Source organism: Parafrankia sp. FMc2 (assembly GCF_041008525.1).
Classification (GTDB): Bacteria; Actinomycetota; Actinomycetes; order Frankiales; family Frankiaceae; genus Parafrankia.
Genome location: NZ_JBFLUG010000434.1, coordinates 1 through 987 on the forward strand (window position 1 = coordinate 1; position 987 = coordinate 987).

At 66.5% G+C, this 987-nt stretch carries 2 protein-coding genes and 1 pseudogene; all 3 read left to right on the forward strand.

The window, feature by feature from the left end; genetic code table 11:
- On the forward strand, positions 1–178 hold a 178-nt coding region (locus tag AB1460_RS37770; protein ID WP_368967380.1), incomplete at its 5' end, for a DDE-type integrase/transposase/recombinase.
- Between the two features lie 59 nt (positions 179–237).
- The gene (locus tag AB1460_RS37775) at positions 238–681 is read left to right on the forward strand and encodes a hypothetical protein (RefSeq protein ID WP_368967378.1); all 444 of its coding nucleotides are present in this window, start codon (positions 238–240) and stop codon (positions 679–681) included.
- Between the two features lie 29 nt (positions 682–710).
- Positions 711–884, forward strand: a pseudogene (locus AB1460_RS37780) (helix-turn-helix domain-containing protein); the annotation flags it as partial.
- Positions 885–987: the final 103 nt, after the last annotated feature.

Sequence of the window (987 nt, forward strand, 5' to 3'; positions counted from 1 at the left end):
CAGCCGACTCAAAGCCCGACTCCGCCCGATGCGCGGACTGAAACGCCTGCGCTCCGCCCAGACGATCAGCGCAGGGCACGCCTTCGTCCAGAACATCCGCCGCGGCCACTACGAACTCGGGACCGACCCGCACACACGGCTGACAGCCGCGTTCACCGAACTCACCCTCGCGATCTGACCACCCGCTCGGCAGGGTCAACCATGCCCTGCCTTCCCACAATGCAACAGACTCCGCCGGTGGACCTGCTCGACAACCCCGTCGACTTCGGGGTGCACCGGGCGATCGACGCCGCGGTGCGGCGGGAGGGCCCGAGCCTACCGATGGTCCCGATCTACGTGCCACGCCAACACGATGAGCAGCTACGGACAATTGTCCAGCAGGCTGTGGGTGGAGCAAGTTCAGCCGTGGTGCTGGTCGGCGACTCTTCTTCTGGCAAGAGTCGCACCTGCTGGGAGGCGGTCATGTCCTTGCCGCACGGATGGCGGCTATGGCGTCCGATCAGCCCCAGCCCGCCCCAAGCCCTCTTCGACGGACTTGCCTGTGTCGGCCCTTGGACCGTGGTGTGGCTCGACGACGCCCACGACTACCTCCTCACCACATCCGCCGCCGCGCTCAGTGAACAGGTACAGAATTTGAATGGTCGGGGTCTGTTTGATCACATCCGGTCTGTCCGGGTATGACCCGGCCGTGCTCAGCCCTTGTAGCGGGCATGAGGTATGCGGATGGTGGCGGGCTTACCGCGCAGGGTCGTGCCCGTCGGGAAGCGGTCCGGGCGCAGGCGGCGGACCTGTTCGCCGCCGGGGTCGATCCGGTGGAGGTCGCCGGGCGGCTGCGGGTGAGTACGAAGTCGGCCTACCAGTGGAGAAATAGTCAAGACTTGTGGGTGATGATCGTTAGGCGGCTTGGGTGACGGGTGTGGTGGTGGGTCGTTCGACGAGCTGGCCTGCTTCGAAGACGGCGCCGGCGCGGACGAGGGCGACGAGGTG